General features: G+C 59.6%; 11 protein-coding genes and 4 pseudogenes. 9 read left to right on the plus strand and 6 right to left on the minus strand.

Annotated elements, in window-relative coordinates:
- From AC04SI_RS27570 to AC04SI_RS27580, 3 genes and pseudogenes are all read left to right on the plus strand, one after another.
- Nucleotides 1-879 (plus strand): cation:dicarboxylate symporter family transporter (locus AC04SI_RS27570; protein ID WP_488475252.1); only part of this gene is annotated, 879 nt, incomplete at its 5' end.
- Between the two features lie 299 nt (nt 880-1,178).
- Nucleotides 1,179-2,210, plus strand: a complete 1,032-nt coding sequence (locus AC04SI_RS27575) for a LacI family DNA-binding transcriptional regulator (RefSeq protein ID WP_488475253.1) — start codon at nt 1,179-1,181, stop codon at nt 2,208-2,210.
- Between the two features lie 157 nt (nt 2,211-2,367).
- Nucleotides 2,368-3,169 (plus strand): annotated as a pseudogene (locus tag AC04SI_RS27580) (TIM barrel protein).
- 6 nt (nt 3,170-3,175) lie between these two features.
- On the opposite strand, the gene AC04SI_RS27585 reads toward AC04SI_RS27580, so the two are convergent.
- Nucleotides 3,176-4,120 carry a LysR family transcriptional regulator gene (locus tag AC04SI_RS27585; RefSeq protein WP_488475254.1) on the minus strand — a complete coding sequence of 315 codons (945 nt, stop codon included), beginning with the start codon at nt 4,118-4,120 and terminating at the stop codon, nt 3,176-3,178.
- A 106-nt stretch (nt 4,121-4,226) separates the two neighbouring features.
- On the opposite strand from AC04SI_RS27585, the pseudogene AC04SI_RS27590 reads away from it, so the two are divergent.
- The 3 genes and pseudogenes from AC04SI_RS27590 to AC04SI_RS27600 all read left to right on the plus strand — a co-directional run.
- A pseudogene (locus AC04SI_RS27590) lies at nt 4,227-4,313 on the plus strand (thiazole synthase); the annotation flags it as partial.
- Nucleotides 4,310-4,913, plus strand: a pseudogene (locus AC04SI_RS27595) (thiamine phosphate synthase). The pseudogenes AC04SI_RS27590 and AC04SI_RS27595, both read left to right, overlap by 4 nt.
- A complete protein-coding gene (locus AC04SI_RS27600) occupies nt 4,904-5,656 on the plus strand; it encodes a hydroxymethylpyrimidine/phosphomethylpyrimidine kinase (protein WP_488475255.1) in 753 nt (250 codons plus the stop codon). The pseudogene AC04SI_RS27595 and the gene AC04SI_RS27600 overlap by 10 nt, the downstream one beginning before the upstream one ends.
- 424 nt (nt 5,657-6,080) lie before the next feature.
- Here the strand turns inward: AC04SI_RS27600 and AC04SI_RS27605 are convergent, their stop codons facing one another.
- From AC04SI_RS27605 to AC04SI_RS27625, 5 genes and pseudogenes are all read right to left on the minus strand, one after another.
- Nucleotides 6,081-7,397 (minus strand): HlyD family type I secretion periplasmic adaptor subunit, encoded by a 1,317-nt coding sequence (locus AC04SI_RS27605; protein WP_488475256.1) that lies wholly within the window; start codon nt 7,395-7,397, stop codon nt 6,081-6,083.
- Complete coding sequence (locus AC04SI_RS27610; protein WP_488475257.1) at nt 7,394-9,145, minus strand: type I secretion system permease/ATPase; 1,752 nt, start codon at nt 9,143-9,145, stop codon at nt 7,394-7,396. Before AC04SI_RS27610 ends, AC04SI_RS27605 begins: the two co-directional genes overlap by 4 nt.
- A 520-nt stretch (nt 9,146-9,665) precedes the next feature.
- Complete coding sequence (locus tag AC04SI_RS27615; RefSeq protein ID WP_488475258.1) at nt 9,666-9,875, minus strand: hypothetical protein; 210 nt, start codon at nt 9,873-9,875, stop codon at nt 9,666-9,668.
- A 356-nt stretch (nt 9,876-10,231) separates the two neighbouring features.
- A pseudogene (locus tag AC04SI_RS27620) lies at nt 10,232-10,654 on the minus strand (Tn3 family transposase); the annotation flags it as partial.
- Between the two features lie 48 nt (nt 10,655-10,702).
- Nucleotides 10,703-11,466, minus strand: a protein-coding gene (locus AC04SI_RS27625; RefSeq protein ID WP_488475259.1) for an IS5 family transposase whose coding sequence is annotated in 2 segments (ribosomal slippage) — nt 10,703-11,128 and nt 11,131-11,466 — 762 coding nt in all. Because the reading frame shifts where the segments join, the coding sequence is not laid out codon by codon here.
- Nucleotides 11,467-12,024: 558 nt separating this feature from the next.
- Between AC04SI_RS27625 and AC04SI_RS27630 the strand changes: the two genes are divergently transcribed.
- The 3 genes from AC04SI_RS27630 (at nt 12,025) to AC04SI_RS27640 (ending at nt 14,358) form a co-directional block, all read left to right on the plus strand.
- Nucleotides 12,025-12,882 (plus strand): sterol desaturase family protein, encoded by an 858-nt coding sequence (locus AC04SI_RS27630; protein WP_488475260.1) that lies wholly within the window; start codon nt 12,025-12,027, stop codon nt 12,880-12,882.
- Nucleotides 12,883-13,735: 853 nt separating this feature from the next.
- The gene (locus tag AC04SI_RS27635) at nt 13,736-13,804 is read left to right on the plus strand and encodes a hypothetical protein (RefSeq protein ID WP_488475283.1); all 69 of its coding nucleotides are present in this window, start codon (nt 13,736-13,738) and stop codon (nt 13,802-13,804) included.
- Nucleotides 13,805-14,091: 287 nt separating this feature from the next.
- A complete protein-coding gene (locus AC04SI_RS27640; protein WP_488475261.1) occupies nt 14,092-14,358 on the plus strand; it encodes an SGNH hydrolase domain-containing protein in 267 nt (88 codons plus the stop codon).
- Nucleotides 14,359-14,498: the final 140 nt, after the last annotated feature.

The following is a 14,498-nucleotide window of genomic DNA, read 5'->3' on the forward strand; positions in this document are numbered from 1 at the left end:
TCAACGATTGTCGGTGCCTTCGCGCAAGGCGACATCCTGCAGGTGCTGTTCTTCTCGGTTCTGTTCGGCATCGCGCTGGCGATGGTCGGAGAGACGGGCAAGCCTGTCGTTTCCTTCCTTCAGGCGCTCATCGCGCCTGTCTTCAAGCTCGTCGGCATTCTGATGAACGCCGCGCCGATCGGCGCTTTCGGCGCAATGGCCTTCACGATCGGCAAATATGGCGTCGGTTCGGTCGTGAACCTCGCGATGCTGGTCGCGACGTTCTATATCACCGCCTTCCTCTTTGTGTTCGGGGTTTTGGGCGCGGTCTGCCGCTACAACGGCTTTTCGATCTTTTCTCTCATTCGCTACATCAAGGAAGAGCTGCTGCTTGTCCTGGCAACGTCCTCCTCGGAGGCCGCGCTGCCCTCGCTCATGGAGAAGATGGAGAAGGCGGGCGCCAGGCGGTCGGTCGTGGGTCTCGTCATCCCGGCCGGATATTCGTTCAATCTGGACGGCACCAATATCTACATGACGATGGCGGCCCTCTTCATCGCCCAGGCGACGAACACGGATCTGTCAATTAGCGATCAGGTGCTGCTGCTGCTCGTTGCGATGCTTTCCTCGAAGGGCGCTGCAGGTGTGACAGGCGCGGGCTTCATCACTCTGGCTGCTACGCTCGCCGTAGTGCCGAGTGTGCCCGTTGCTGGGATGGCACTCATCCTCGGCGTCGACCGCTTCATGTCCGAATGCCGGGCGCTGACGAATTGCGTCGGTAACGCAGTGGCATCCCTCGTTGTCGCCCGCTGGGAAGGAGAATTGGACGAAGCGCTGATGAAAGCCGCATTTTGCGGTCATCCGCCTGCCGAGGCATCAAACCGGCTACCGCCCGCCGAGTAAGGGCGAAGCACCGCGACCCGTTAATTCGCCTAGCTGGTCACGGGAACTGAACGATCGACTCGCAGGCTCTAAACGGCGCCTCACGGACCATGAATCAGAAGCGCTAAATGTGTGAGTGCAAATCGTCGCCCCCCAAGCGATAACCTTCCGTTATACCCGGCCGGTCTACGTCTGGAGTGCTGTTCGTCCAATACGCCGTCGATCATGCAGTATGCGGACGTCTTCACTTTGCCCGAAACCATTGTCGAGACGCGCTAGGTGACAGAGAGCCTGCGTCAAAACCAATCAGAATAGGACCCATGACCAAGCGCCCCACAATTGCCGATCTCGCCCGTGAAGCCCGAGTCAGCGTAGCAACGGTCGATCGGATTCTGAACGCCCGCCATCCGGTGCGCGAGGAGACCGCGCGGCGGGTCCACGCCGCCGCCCACGCCATCGGCTATCATGCTGCCGGTCTCATCAAACAGCGCTTGCAGCGAGACCTGCCGCACTATCGGCTGGGCTTCATCTTGAGAAAACCGGCCCAGCATTTCTACCAGGAATTCGCGCGCGAGGTCGAAGCGTCGGTCAATTTGGCCCAGTCCTTCCACGGCATTTCGCGCATCGAATTCGCGCCGTCACATATGCCGAGCGACCTGATTGCGCGGCTCAAGGATTTGAGCGTACGCTGCCATGCGATCGCGATGGTGGCACCGGACCATCCGAAAATTACAGCAGCGGTTGAGGAGCTCAAGGCCAAAGGCATTCCGGTTTTCTCGCTGCTTTCCGACTTCGCCGCCGGCGTGCGACAGGGGTATATCGGCCTCAACAACCGCAAGGTGGGACGCACGGCCGCTTGGATGGTATCCAAGGTCGCAAAACGGCCCGGCAAGGTGGCGGTGTTTGTCGGCAGCCATCGTTTTCAGGGTCACGAGCTCCGTGATTTCGGCTTTCGCTCCTATTGCCGTGAGAAGGCGCCGACGTTCGAGGTGCTGGACCCGCTCATGAACCTCGAGAAACGGCAGATCACCTACGAGGCAACGCTTGATCTCATGCAGCGGGAACCCGAGCTCGTCGGCTTCTATGTCGCCGGCGGCGGCATGGAGGGCGCCATCTCCGCGGTCCGGGAAGAGGGCAAAAGTCGGGATCTCGTCGCGATCGTGAATGAAATCACGCCGGAGTCTCGGGCGGCGCTCGCAGACAACATCGTCACGATGGCAGTCGCCACGCCAATGCGCCGGCTTTGCCAGGAGCTGATAACGCTGATGACGCGGGCTATCGAGACCGGCACCGCTGAAACACCAGGACAGACATTTCTGCCGTTCGACATCCATCTGCCGGAAAATATATGAAACCGATGGATTCTATCATAGCGGGGAGTTTCCTTTCACAAATGAAAGAAGGCTCGATTGACTGTCCTGCCTCATTTCGGTCAACGAGCGGTTCCACGCGGCAGAAGCCGAACAGCCGAGAACGGCGACCGCGCTTCATGAAAGGAAAAGCCAAGCCATGCGCCAGGCGTCGCCCCGCTTTGCACTCGACCGCTTGGCGGGCTGCCGATTTGATGTTCGGGCATTTTTCGCGCTTGCCCGCGACCACGGTCTGACAGACGTTCTTTTCAGCAATTCTTTTGCACCTGGCATGCCGGCTGCGGACGTGAGGTCTGCCGCCGCTGAGGCGGGCATCACGATTATCTCTGTCAACGCCTTACAGCGGTTCAATGAGTGGGCTCCCGCGCGCCATGCCGAGGCGAGCAAGCTCGCCGATTATGCGGCTGACTGCGGGGCGAAGACGCTCGTGCTGGTGCCGCTCAATCACGGCTCGAGGCCCACGAACGGCGAGCGCCACGGGAATCTGTCGTCGCCTTGAGCGCGCTCAAGCCGATCCTCCAGTCGCGCGGTTTGATCGGTCTTATCGAACCGCTGGGCTTCCAGACCTGCTCGCTTCAATCGAAGAAGGAAGCGGCTGAGGCCATTGCCGCGGTTGATGGCCAGTCCGCCTTCCGCCTCTTACACGACACGTTCCACCACACCCTCGCGGGGGAGACATTCTTCTCCTGCGAGCTAACCGGTCTCGTGCACATTTCAGGCCTGACAATCCGACCTTCTGGATTTACCCGGATCGCGTCCTGGGAGGTTCCGACAATGGCAGCCAGATCCGGTCGCTGCTTGATGGCGGCTATGCCGGTCCCTTCTCGTTCGAGCTAGTCGAGGAAGTCCAGGCGCTGGACGACCTCGCAGGCGCACTTGCCGGCAGCGTCGATCTCATCCGAAACGGGGCTATTCACGCGAGAGCCTCCCTGAGACGCTGAGTAAATCTAGGAGCGCGTGCGACGTCCCGAGGACTTGTTTGGAGTAGCCATGCGGGACGCCTCCTGCAACATTATCTCCCGTATCCAGATGCTTGCCGGATCGCTGTTGTGAAGGGCCGGCCATTGGAGGGTCTCGGTAAATCCGGGAAGTGGCAGCGGAAGGTCGAGGATCTGCAGGGGGAACGTTGCTTCGAAATGCTTGACCAGCCGCAAGGGCATGGTCGCTATACGATCTGTGCCTGATACCATCGGCGGGATCATGCTGAAGCCCTGCACAGCGACCTCGACACGTCTCCTAAGACCATGCTCAATCAAAAACGATTCTTCGATGGAGGGCCTCAGCATACGGCCGAACTTGACCACGACGTGCTTCATCGACATGTATCTCTCGAACGTAAGCTGCCGTGGCAGCTGTTTGTTCGCGGCGCAGCCTACACATACGAGCGTTTCGTCGAACAGCGCCACTCTTGAATGCGCGCTCGACTTGTACAAATCCGGAAGAATTAGAAAATCGATGTCACCGCGCCGGAGAAGCTCATCGGGGGTTTCGTCGACAGGCAGCAATTCGAAGCTTACACCGGGCGCTTCCCGTGCAACACGCTCCACGACCTTTTCAAAAAACACGAGTGTGACGAAATCGGAAAGAAGGATGCTGAAGCGGCGGTCGGATTGAGCCGGGTTAAACGGATCCCAAGAAATAATCGAGCTCTGGATGCGCAGCAGCGCGTCGCGAACTGCGGGGGCGAGTGCTTCCGCACGCGGTGTCAGGATGCGTTCGCGGCCGCTCATCAAAAATAGTTCATCGTGGAAAAAGTCACGCAGCCGGGCGACGGCCGCACTCATGGCCGGCTGACTCAGGTTGATGCGGCGTGCCGCCGCCGTGAGGCCGCGCTCAGCCAGCAGCGCGTCGAGCACGACGAGAAGATTGAGATCAAGTCCCTTGAAACGCATGTCTTAGCTATCATAGCGTGGATGCATTTGATTGAAACAAACGATTTTACCGATTTTTCAGAACGTCGCATAGGGAGAATTCAAGGAACTCCTAAAGGAGGTTTTTCAGGAAGCGTATGGTTCGGGACTGCTCGAGCCGCGCGACGTCGCCGTGCCGTCGACGCCTACGGTCGGCAGGGCGGTTTTTTCATGAAGCTCGATCCCTTCTACCTGATCGTCGACAGCGCCGCCTGGGTCGAGCGGCTGGTGCCGCTCGGCGTCAGGCTGGTGCAGCTTCGCATCAAGAACATGGACGAGGACAGGCTGCGCGTGGAGATCCGCGAGTCAAAGGCCTTGTGCGCACGACACGATTGCCAGCTCATCGTCAACGATCATTGGCGGCTGGCGATCGAGGAGCGCTGCGACTTCGTCCATCTCGGCCAGGAGGATCTGCAGGCCGCCGACCTCCCGAAGACGGGCGGCCGGCATCAGGCTCGGGCTGAGCACGCACGATCATGCCGAGCTGAAGACGGCCATGGCCGCCAGGCCCGACTACGTCGCGCTGGGTCCCGTCTATCCGACCATACTGAAGAAGATGAAATGGGCGCCGCAGGGGCTCGAAAGGGTTCGCGCCTGGAAGGACGCCGTCGCACCCATTCCGCTGGTCGCCATCGGCGGCCTCAATCCCGAGCGGCTCGACGGTGTTTTCGAGGCCGGCGCCGACAGCGCCGCGGTGGTTACTGACATAACAGTGAACCCTGATCCCGAGGCGCGCACCAGGGAATGGATCGAAAAGACGCAGCAATGGCGCTGAACCGAGACCCGCATGTGCTCGTCGTCGGCGGATCGGATTCCAGTGGGGGCGCGGGAATTGCGCGCGACATGGAGACGATCTCCGCCATCGGCTTGCGCGCGTGCGTTGCCGTCACCGCGGTAACGGTGCAGACACACCAATCCGTCACGGCTATCCACCATATGCAGCCCGGCCTGGTCGCCGATCAGATGCGCGCGGCGCTGCGGGCCAACAGGGTATCCGCGATAAAGATCGGCATGCTTTCGACGGGACGCGTCATCGCGGCGGTTGCAGCCGTCAGCGAAAATCTGCGGATACCGGCAGTCCTCGATCCGGTGCTGGCTTCCTCGTCGGGCAGGCAACTGCTGGAACCGGGGGCGATCGGCGTCTTGAAGCGCGATCTTATGCCGCTTTGCCGTCTCGTCACGCCGAACCTCGTCGAGCTGGCGATCCTGACCGGTTCGGATTTGGCCGAGGACGACGACGATGCGCTGCTGCAGGGGAGGCGATTGCTTGCGGCCGGGCCGCAGGCACTGCTCATCAAGGGCGGCCATGCGACGGGACCCAGATCAACGGATATCCTGTTGGGCCCCGGACAAGAACCTATCCACGTCGACATGCCACGGCTTGCCGGCTCGATGCGCGGGACCGGCTGCATGCTGGCCAGCGCGATAGCGGCGTATCTGGCGATCGGGGATTCGATTGAGAAAGCCGTCCGCCAGGCTAAGCTTCTTGTCTTCGAAAAGATTTCGAAAAACCTATGAGGATCGGACTCGCGATCGTCGCCCGTGATTCGCCTCGAAGGATCTTTGTGGCTTTGGTTGGTTGATTGGTGAATGATGCGATTCAGCAGACAAAGCACCCGTCGCGCGGAGCCAAAGGTCATGGCTATCCAGCTAAAGGCCGCTGCAGCGACGCGCCTTTCTGGTCGCGAGCTGGTCACCGCAACGTGCCAGCCTCCGGCGCGGGGAAGTGGCGGCAAAAGCTGGTTCAAGGAGACCTCTCGGCCAAGCGCGCTGCCGAAGGATCCAGCCGTGTCTCCTACGCAGGCTTTATAAGCAAGGGCTCGGCGTCACCGGGGCCACTTCGCAAGCTGGCGTAATCGACGATTCCCGGACCGGAAGGGTCGGTGTCCGAAGCGCCACCTCTATCGCCGATATCTATCTCGCCGCTCCAGCCACGCGCTGCTCAATCCTCCCGGAAGGCGTGCCGCATCTGGTCGGTGAGCGGCTTGGTGAGGTAGGAGATGACGGTACGGTCGGCGATCTTGATGAAGACCTCGGCGGGCATACCGGGATAGAGCGAGAGGCCCTTGAGCTTGGCGAGGCTTTCCGGCTTCGGGCGGATGCGCAGGGGATAGTAGGTGGCTCCGGTGCGCTCATCGGTCACGATATCGGGAGCGACCCTCACGACCTCGGCCTCGACTTCGGGCGTGGTGCGCTGGTTGAAGGCGCTGAATCGGATCTCGACCGGCTGGCCGACACGGATCTGGTCGATGTCGTGCGTCGCCACCCTCGCCTCGATGGTGAGGTTATCGGCCTCCGGCACCACGAGCATCAGCGTCTCGCCGGGATTGATGACGCCGTTGACCGTGTGAACTGCGAGCTGGTAGACGCGACCGGGAAGCGGCGCCGTGATATCGAGGCGGCGCAACTGGTCGGTAGCGGCGGTGCGGCGCTCCTCATATTCGGCGATCTTCGCCTCGACCTCCGTCAGGTCCTTGGAAATCTCGGTGCGCCGGTCCTCGTCGAGTTGCAGGATTTGCAGGTCGATCTCGCTCGACTTGCCGTGTGCCTGGGCAAGGGCGGCGATGTGCTGTCCGCGTTCACCTTCGAGTTCCGCGCGCTGGCGCTTCAGCGTCGTCACCCGCTGCATCGGCACGAGCCCCCGGGCATAGAGCGAATCGACGCCGGTCAGCTCTTCCTCGATCAACTTCAACGCATCCTCGATCGACTTCACTTGCACCGTCAGGCCTTCGATTTCGTCGGCAAGCTGTGCCTTCCTCGACGCCAACTGGCTCTTCATGCCGGCGAGTGCCGCGCGCCGGCTCGCGAAGAGCTTCTGCTCGCCCTCGACGAGCTTCGCGGCCACTGGGCCGGAGATGAACTTACGCAGCTTCTCGTCGACAGAGAATGAGGACGCTCCAATCCGCTCGGCCTGGAGGCGGGCGTGGCGGACATAGAGCTGCGCAAGCGTGCTTTCGACGACGGCGAGGTTCGCCCGCACAGCAGTGTCATCAAGGCGGATCAGAACCTGCCCGGCTTGAACGCGATCGCCTTCCCTGACGAGGAGTTCGTCGACGATACCGCCTGTCAGGTGCTGGATCTTCTTTACGTTATCGTCAACGACGACGACGCCGCCGGCGACGACCGCGCTCGACAATTCCGTCGTCGCCGCCCAGCCGCCGACACCGACGACCAGCGCAAGCGCCAACAGGGACAGACCAATCATGTGGCGTGAAAGCGAACGGCGCGAACTCGATGTCTGCTGCATGCGGCCGCTCATTGCTTCGTCTCCTGGCCTTCAACGATCTTCAGCGGCGCAGGCCTCTGCTGCTGGCGCAGCATCTTGCCAAGGACTTCATCCTTCGGGCCGAAGGCCTGCATGCGGCCCTCCTGCATCATCAGCACGAAGTCGACGCTCGCAAGAGCGTTCGGGCGATGGGCGATGACGACGACGATGCCGCCACGCATGCGCACATTCATGATTGCTTCGCTCAGCGCCTGCTCGCCTTCGGCATCGAGATTCGAATTCGGCTCGTCGAGGACAACGAGGAAGGGATCGCCGTAAAGGGCTCTTGCCAGCGCCACGCGCTGGCGCTGGCCCGCGGAAAGCGCCATGCCGCCCTCTCCGATTTCCGTGTCGAAACCGTTCTGCAGATGCAGGATCAGATCGTGGACCCGGGCTGCTTTGGCGGCAGCCACGATCGCCTCTGAGGTGGCGTCCGGATCAAAGCGGCAGATGTTCTGTGCCGCCGTTCCGGCGAAAAGTTCGACATCCTGTGGCAGATAGCCGATATGCTTTCCGAGCGCATCGCTATCCCATTGATCGAGCGCGGCGCCATCGAGGCGGATGGAACCGCGATAGGCAGGCCAGACGCCGATTATCGCGCGGGCCAGCGACGATTTTCCCGACGCGCTCGGGCCGACGACGCCGAGGGCGCTGCCTGCGCAGATGGTGAAGGTCACGTCGGAGACGATGAGGCGATGTGCTGCCGGCGGACCACTTGCCAATCCCTCAACACTGAGCCGCTCGTGAGGACTTGGCAGCGCCAGAGGCGTTCCCGTCTCGGGCAGCGCATTCATCAGTTCCTTAAGCCTTTGCCAACTCTGACGAGCCGAGACAAAGCCGCGCCAATTGCCGATCGCGAGCTCGACCGGGGCAAGCGCGCGGGCGGTCAGGATCGAGCCGGCGATGATGATACCGGGCGAGGCCCGGCCCTCGATCACAAGAGCCGCACCAGCTGCGAGCACGCCCGATTGCAGCGCCATGCGGAAAACCTTCGACAGCGCGCCATAACCGTTACCGATGTCGGAGGTACGGCGGTTCTCGTCACGATATTCGGCGTTGCGGCGATCCCAGAGCGCGGTGAGCCGCCCTGACATGCCCATGGCCTGAACGACCTCTGCATTGCGCTGCGAGGCCTGCGCAAACGCGTTGCGGTACCCCCCGGCTTCGGCCGCCTTCTTGGCGGGCGCCTGGGTGCCACGATTGGTGAGATAGGTGAGAAGCGTCAGGATCATCCCGCCGACGACGGCGACCATGCCGATGACGGGGTGAAACAGGAAGCAGATGGCGACATAAAAGGGAAGCCAGGGCAGGTCGAAGAGCGCGGCCGGTCCGGCGCTCGAAAGGAATGACCGGACCTGATCGAAATCGCGCAGTCCCTGGAGGCCGTCCCCCTGCATCTTGAGCTTCAGCGGTGCCTTGACGAGCGCGCGGTAGATGCGCCCGCTGAGGCTCTCGTCGAGTGCGCCGGCGATACGCACGAGCATGCGGCCGCGGATAAGCTCGAATACCCCCTGGAATCCATAGAGCAGCAGTGCGAGGAGACACAGGCCGGTGAGCGAGGGAATGCTTCGGCTCGGCAGCACCCGATCATAGACCTCGAGCATGAAGAAGGAGCCGGTCAGATAGAGAATGTTGATGAGAGCACTGGCGAGGCCGACGCCGATGAAGGCCGATCGGCAGTCGCGCAGGGCGGAGGCGGGATTGGCGCTCCTGCTGCTCGATGTTGCTGCAAAGTCAGTCACTAACAATGTCTCCCCTCGGGACAGCCGGCCGCGCACGGCCTTAGCTCAGTCGTTCGGCGGTGAAACGCAAAGCCACGGCCGCGCCAGAACATCCGCACTGGCCGAGAAGGCTCGCCTAAGCTGCGCCTTTTGGCGGGTGCGGAATTGATGGAAAGGAACGCTGTCCCTGAGGCCTCCCGTCAATCCAGCACATGAGACGTGGATGCCTCGCTGGCGGCAGTGCGATCTTCGACCGCTCTCTCCCCTTCCCGATTTTGCTGCAACGCCAAGGATTCGGGAAAACAAGCGGGACCAAGAAAAGTCTTATCCCGCTCACTCTTAGGAAACAAAACTCCTCTTGCGTGCTCGAGGATAAAACTTCTTTCAGTTTCTTTGTGTGAGTCGATTCCTATCGAATGCACTCGTACCAACAGCCCGACTGCATCTGTGGAAACCCAGCCGCCGTTCGACCAGGATAACTCCTATGGTGTCAGGAACCGGCAGCCTTTCGCTGCCGGTTCCTTCAAACTACCTGAGTCGCTCAGAACCACCAGCCGTGGTCTGAAGAGGGCTCGGAAATCGGAGTGGCGTGAGCAAAGTGGTCGGAGCTGAAGTCTGCCGGCTCACTGACGTGGCTGTTGGGAACGAAGGTTTGTGTCCTGCCATCGAAGTGGTGCGAGAGGGCCCAATCGAGAAACTTGCCGTCGGGCTTAGGCAGATTCACTTCCTTACCATCAGGTCCGATATACATTGTTGAGAGTCTCCTGTTTGGTGCTTACTACCTCGCCCAAAAGGCGCTCTAGCATGGGTAAGCCTTTGCCGACCAATCCATTTTGTGCATCGAACGCATTCGTCCTATGGATAAGAAAGGCGGCCCGCAAACTGTTCGCAAGCCGCTGGCAACTTCCACAGTGCATCGAAATCGGAGGAGCGTTCACGACGGTGAGCATGGGCTGAACGGCCTCATGGCCAAACATCGCAAGCGGGCGTAACTGTCCCATCGGCACCCTCATTGGCTGAGGATTTTAAGTCCTTCATGGTTTCGAGCTATCCACTGGGGTTGCTGAGCTGCTGCTCGAGGATGCCATTACCGGGACACCGCATGAGCAGCAGGTTCAGCCCGGACGCCCGGTAGAAATGGCTTCGAAGGTCCTGTCCCGCAGCTCTCCAAGGCGATTGAAGAACAGCCGCGGGCCAGAGCGTTCTGGGCTTCGCTCTTGTTGAGGCCGGCAGTGGGGTTCCGGCGCTTCTCGGGGTCCTGCCACCATTACGCAGGAAGATGGACCTGTGGATGCGTCCGATATCGCGAAACGCGAGCGCCAGTCCGTTTTGACGCGGAAAGGCGGGCAGCTTCGCCAGCAAGGTTGAAGACCGGACCTGGCCGGAACGGAGCGCCGTGACGAGATGGCCGCGTAGCCAAGGCACAGGTTGGAAACCAACCAGGCGGCAGACGACGCAGTGCGTTTCGATAGCGAGATCGCTGCCGTGATAGAGCAGACCGTCGAGAACATAGATGGCTTCATTCGCGTTTCATTCACGGCGATATGTAGAAGGCGCCGTACTAGGCCGTGTGGACATTTAGCGCAGCCATAGGACGATTGCCGCGAGAGTGACAACGGCGCGATAATTGCGGGCTGTTTTCTCGAAGCGGGTCGCGACCCGGCGGAACTGCTTGAGCTTGGAGAAGCAACATTCGACGAGATGACGCTGGGCATAGAGGTGCTTGTCGAGCGGATATTTGAGCGAGCGCGATGGGTTGTTGGGGATAACGGCGATCGCATCCTTGTCGGCGATGGCTTGGCGTAAGTAATCGGCGTCATAGGCGGTGTCTGCCATTACGACCTCGGCGGATAGTCCTTCGATCAAGGCGGCGGCTTGCGGCGCATCCCCTTTTTGACCTGCGGTAAGCGTGAACCGTACAGGGCAGCCCAAGCCGCGAACGGCCATGTGTATCTTGGTGCTCAGGCCGCCACGAGAGCGCCCGATGGCTTGAACTTCAGACCCCCTTTTTTGGCGCCGGCCGCATGTTGGTGGGCCCGCACGATGGTGGAATCGATGATCAGATATTCGAAGTCAGGTTCGTCCGACATCGCCTCGAAGATGCGCCGCCAGACACCCTTGATGCTCCATCGACTGAAGCGACGGAAGACGCTATTCCAATCGCCGAATACATCGGGAAGATCGCGCCAGGGCGAGCCCGTTCGTACAATCCATAGCACCGCCTCGACGAACATCCGGTTGTTGCGGCCCGTCGATCCCTTCTGATCGGGGCGCCCGATAATCAGCGGCGACATCCGCTCCCACGCCGCGTCACTCAATACCAACCGATCCATCACACCCAAGGCTGCCTCCAAAAAGCAGCCTTGAATCACGACCCCTAAGAGTCCACACCACCTAGAGGTCAGCAATGCCATTGCCGGAAGCATTGCGCAGGGCGACGAGGCCTTCGCGAAACCAACGGCATGATCAAGGGCGCAATGCCCCTCGTCGACACCGACGCGCCGAGTTGCTGGTTTTGAAGCTCCGCTGCCATGGCCGTGGCCGCCGCAAGGCACTGGCACATAGTTGTACGGGCAAGCCACATCGTCGAACGCGCTTCTCCGACGCATTTGGGAAACGGATACGTCTCATCCAAACAATCAATTTTACCAATCCGCAAGCATCTCGCATAGTCCGCCCCGCTGTGCCGGCGGAATAACCACCGTTTGGTAAAGCAAATTGCATGCCTGACTAGGTGCAATTCCTACCTTCTACGCCGATTCAGATCCGGTTGCCGAGTTCGACTTTGCCGGCCGCGCTGGAGATTCATAACCATTGGATTCGCCCTGATGACGAAAATGACTGCCTCGATGATCTTGCCTGAAACTGGCGCGTTCTGAACGAGTTGCTGGAGCAAACAAATGCAGATTCTTGATTTTAACCAGATATCCCAGATCTTCGTGAAATCGCTCGAGCTGGTTGTGGTCTTCGCTACCATTTGCGCCGCGCTGGAGCTCACCTTCCCGGCCCATCGATACAGCTTTGCCTCATACGTTCGAGGCGTGCGGAATTGGCTCATTCGGCTCGGATTGGGCGCGTTTATCTGGCACTTCTTTGCTGTCGGCCTGGCTTGGCTAGGAACAAAGCCGCTGGTGACGATCAATTTCGGAACGTTGCTTCACTCTGACAGCGCAATCATCAACACTGGATTGGCGGTCTTATCAGGGGTTTTAGTCGCGATTGCTGGCGACTTTTTTTACTATTGGATGCACCGCGCTCAGCATGCTGTTCCATTCCTCTGGCGTCTGCACGCTACTCACCACTCGATCCGCGAATTGACGGCATGGAATTGCAGTCATCACATCACCGAACCACTGGTTTACGCAGCGTTGGTAGCACTACCACTTGCTCTGATCCATTTTGAATCTGGCATAGTACCCATCGTTGCCATGACGCTGATTACCTTTCAGACCCATCTTTTGCACTCTAGTACCCGCATCAATCTTGGGCCGCTTCGATACATCATTGGCGACAACAAATTCCACCGCATTCACCACTCGATGGAACCGCATCACCGGCATCGGAACTATGGGGCCTTCACAACCATTTGGGACACGATTTTTCTGACGGCATACTGGCCAAAAAAGAATGAGTGGCCGGAAGTTGGCATGCGAAACCAGCCTGAGCCGCTTACCGTACGCGATTACGTTATGTTCCCATTCGATGGACGTCGCTGGCGCAGAGCCAAAGTCGGAAAAGCTGTAGAGGCTAGGGATTGAACGAGTAGAGGCTTACGCTTCGTAATCTGACTGTCGAAGGCTACAAAGCCATCAAAGAAAGCAATCAATCTGGAACTGCCCCTCAGACCCCGGACAAGTCCCAGAAGGATTGTGATGGGGACTGAGTGGCAGCAGCATAGGGGATTTTCCTACAGCCTTGCCGCGTTGGTGAGATTGACCGGAAACGGTCGCACCGTCGCACCGGCCGTGTCTCCGTGTTGACTTTGCCGAGGCCGCATCGTGACGTGCCGGCAAACCCTCTCGGCCATTATGTCTACCGGGACAAGAAGGACGTCTACCACCTGCTTCATGGCATGGCTGATCTGACTACGACTAGCCACAACGGAGCGCAGACCAGTCACACGGCCGCTTGCAATGCCCGCTCGCGCGGCACTGTCAGCCGACTACCCCGCGGATCTTCCCCGGCCGAACGGTACCCTAGTTCACTGCCTAATCCGCACGTGGCCAATCCACGGTGCGTTTTTGGTCAAGCCTTGCACAGATCCTTCAAAGGAATTCACAGAGTCTTAGCAGTTCCGGCTAAACGTGGTGACGGTTCATATCCCGCCGCTGCGTGAGCGGCGGGAGGACATCCCGGTCCTCTTCACATTTCCTGGAACGCGCGTCCAAACGCTTCGGCAAGCCTGCGTGGTAGATGAGCGCGCGCATGCGCCGCCATCTCATGGGTCACGACTGGCCCGGGAATGTTCGCTAACTTGCGCATTTCGTCGATCGCATTGCGCTGGGACTTGAAGGGGCGCCGAGGCCGCTCCATCGAAAGGAAGAACCGGAATCAAACCTCTCCCTTTCCGAAAAGGTCAGCCTTTATGAGACAACCGTCATCCGCGATGCGTTGCAGAAATGCGAAGGCGACGTGAAGACGACGGCCGAGTTTCTGCAAGTGCCTCGCAAGACGTTTTAGGACAAGCTGAAACGCTACCGGATAATTCCGGCCGAGTATCAAAGTGGCTTGCACTGAATATGTCGACGAGCACTCCTGGTGGCCGTGCAGCAGATGCCGGACGGCCGGAGTGATCGCTTCCGGAGCGGCGTCGAAACAGTTCGCCGCCCTTATCGTCGCGCAGCCGGGCTACGATCGCTGATGATATATCCATGACGTGAATGAGCGTCATTCAAACAATCGAATTTCCAAATTTTACGGAATGAGGCAGATGTCGATCTGATTGATCCTCAAGCACGTCAAGCACAGTGTTTACTTACAGTTACTCCAAAATATATGTCAGCGAATACCGACGAAGCCATTCCGCAACTCTTGTTTTCTTGAACCAAGTGTCCTTGAAGGCGGACGTAGAGGTGATTTCTTATCACGACTTTCTCTGCGATGGCACAACATGCAAGACGGAGATCGACGGAAAATTTCTTTACCGAGACAGCGGCCACCTTTCCTATGAAGGGTCGGAGATCATCGCTCGCCAGACAAGACTTTCCGAGAGGCTGATCAGGGCTGCTCGTTAGAGCTGATGAGATGACTTCAGGTGGCCAGATACGGCGGGTGGTTCAATAGTTGGAGGCAAACTTCTGCAGAAAGGTTCCATCAGGACTCGGACACTGCGCCAGATCGCATGCGTCCGTCTTCCAAACATTTTTTTGCAATT

This window comes from Mesorhizobium sp. CNPSo 4689 (assembly GCF_057784325.1).

What these genes read in the sequence shown, in the direction of transcription:
- AC04SI_RS27575 (WP_488475253.1), top strand. Translation starts at nt 1,179, where the DNA reads ATGACCAAGCGCCCCACAATTGCCGATCTCGCCCGTGAAGCCCGAGTC.
- AC04SI_RS27585 (WP_488475254.1), bottom strand. Translation starts at nt 4,120, where the DNA reads ATGCGTTTCAAGGGACTTGATCTCAATCTTCTCGTCGTGCTCGACGCG.
- AC04SI_RS27600 (WP_488475255.1), top strand. Translation starts at nt 4,904, where the DNA reads ATGGCGCTGAACCGAGACCCGCATGTGCTCGTCGTCGGCGGATCGGAT.
- AC04SI_RS27615 (WP_488475258.1), bottom strand. Translation starts at nt 9,875, where the DNA reads ATGTATATCGGACCTGATGGTAAGGAAGTGAATCTGCCTAAGCCCGAC.
- AC04SI_RS27630 (WP_488475260.1), top strand. Translation starts at nt 12,025, where the DNA reads ATGCAGATTCTTGATTTTAACCAGATATCCCAGATCTTCGTGAAATCG.
- AC04SI_RS27605 (WP_488475256.1), bottom strand. Translation starts at nt 7,397, where the DNA reads ATGAGCGGCCGCATGCAGCAGACATCGAGTTCGCGCCGTTCGCTTTCA.